The organism is Cellulomonas sp. IC4_254, from assembly GCF_011603975.1.
In the GTDB taxonomy this organism is placed as follows: Bacteria; Actinomycetota; Actinomycetes; order Actinomycetales; family Cellulomonadaceae; genus Cellulomonas.
Map to the genome: position 1 here is coordinate 1 of NZ_JAANNB010000350.1, position 1762 is coordinate 1762.

Sequence of the window (1762 nt, forward strand, 5' to 3'; positions counted from 1 at the left end):
GGCACCCGCCCACCCGGCCGGTCACCGGCGCGCTGTCGTGCTCGGTGTCGCCGGGCTCGTCGTGGGGCTCGTCACCGGCATCGGGGTGGGCGGGGGCAGCGTCGCCGCCGCCTCGTCCGAGGAGCGGACGGCCGTCGCCGCGGAGCAGGAGCGCCTGGACGGCGTCGCCGCCGACCTCGCCGCCCGCGCCGCCGACCTGGACGCGCGCGAGGACGCTGCCGCCGACCGCGAGCAGGCGCTGGCTGACAGCGAGACCACCCAGCAGACCACCGCCGACGAGCAGACCGCTCGCGGCGAGGAGCTCGCTGCTCTCCAGGCCCAGCTCGACCAGCGCAGCACCGACCTCGACGCCACCGCGGCGGACCTCGGAGCCCGCGAGGCGGCCGTTGCCGAGCGCGAGGCCGCACTGTCCAGCGCCGCGTCGGCGCCGAAGTCGACTGGGACCACCTCCTCCGGCGGTGGCACGACCGCATCCTCCGGCGGCGGCTCTGTCTACTACCAGAACTGCGACGCGGCACGTGCCGCGGGAGCAGCGCCGGTCCGCGCCGGTGACCCGGGCTACCGTCCGGCGCTCGACCGCGACGGGGACGGCGTGGGCTGCGAGTAGCAGCCGGTCAGGTCGGGGACGCGGAGTCCTCGGACGCGGGCACCGTGTCCCCGACCCCGGCCCACTCCTGCAGCCGCGGGATCAGCACGCGGGCGGGCACGTCGAAGTTCCCCAGCCGGACCGGCCGGTCGCGGCCGTCCACGGTGAGGACCACGGCCTCCGACCAGGACGGTCGCCCGTGGATGTTGCCGTCCACCGCCCATACCGCGGCGCGGTCGATGCGCAGGGGACGCCACCGCCGTTCGAGGAGCAGGGCGTCCTCGGTGAGGACGAGCGTCGCCCGGAGGTCGACGAGGACCAGGACCACCGCGACGACGATCAGCAGGCTGGACACGCAGATCATGAGGACGGCGAGACCGCGTTCCTCGCCGGCCAGCCGCGGTGCCCACGAGGCGAGCACGAGGCCCTGGGCGACGACCATGAGCCCGGCCCAGCGCCCGGTGCGCACGGTCCTCGTCACGACCTCGCGCATCGGACCCCCCTCGGTGGCGCCCGGCGGGCTGCGGCACGGGCGGCGGCGTGTTCAGCATGATCCCGCGGGTGTGCCCGGACGACCACAGGGGCGCGGGCGGTGCGTCGTCCCCAGCCCGGCACGGGCGCCCGCGCGCCGCCCGGTCCGGGTCCGTCAGCCTCGGGTGACCGCGGCGCGCCGGGCGCCGCCCACCCGGGAGGCGAGCAGCGTGCCGCACGAGGCGAGCAGGACCCCGACGGCGTACCAGAGCAGGTCGGTGGCGACGAACGTCGTGCCCAGCAGGTACCGCAGGGGCGGCCAGACCGCGGCCGCGGCGGCGGGCGCACCGGTGAGCTGGCTCATCTCGACGGCCCAGCACAGCGCGACCGCGAGCCCGGCCTGCGCCGGACGCGACCAGCGGGGCACCGCGAGCGTCACGAGCAGGAGCACCAGGACGGCGTACAGGGCGTCCCCGAGCGCGTCGGCGGCCGCGCCGGAGCCGTACCGCGCCGTCGCCAGCCCGGCAGCCACGACGAGCACGGCAGCCGCCCCCGTCGCCGCCCACGGCCGTCCGCCCTGGTCACGCCTCGTCCGCACCGCGCCACCTCCCGCCCCGACGCTAGGCGGCCCGCACGGTGCCGCGGCGGCGCGCCGGTCCGCGCCGGGAGGAGGTGTCGTGTCGGTCCCGTGTGCGACCGTTCCGC

Annotated in this window: 3 protein-coding genes; 1 reads left to right on the top strand and 2 read right to left on the bottom strand. The window is 77.7% G+C overall.

Annotated features, from left to right (window positions below; translation table 11 throughout):
- Positions 1-607: excalibur calcium-binding domain-containing protein (locus tag G6556_RS19245; protein WP_205693766.1), on the top strand; the 607-nt coding region annotated here is incomplete at its 5' end.
- Positions 608-614: 7 nt separating this feature from the next.
- Here the strand turns inward: G6556_RS19245 and G6556_RS18670 are convergent.
- A complete protein-coding gene (locus G6556_RS18670; protein ID WP_166944630.1) occupies positions 615-1079 on the bottom strand; it encodes a hypothetical protein in 465 nt (154 codons plus the stop codon).
- Positions 1080-1232: 153 nt separating this feature from the next.
- Positions 1233-1589 carry a DUF2809 domain-containing protein gene (locus tag G6556_RS18675; RefSeq protein ID WP_205693767.1) on the bottom strand — a complete coding sequence of 119 codons (357 nt, stop codon included), beginning with the start codon at positions 1587-1589 and terminating at the stop codon, positions 1233-1235.
- Positions 1590-1762: the final 173 nt, after the last annotated feature.

Excerpts from the sequence above, each read along its gene's own strand:
- G6556_RS18670 (WP_166944630.1), bottom strand. The coding sequence starts at position 1,079 with ATGCGCGAGGTCGTGACGAGGACCGTGCGCACCGGGCGCTGGGCCGGG.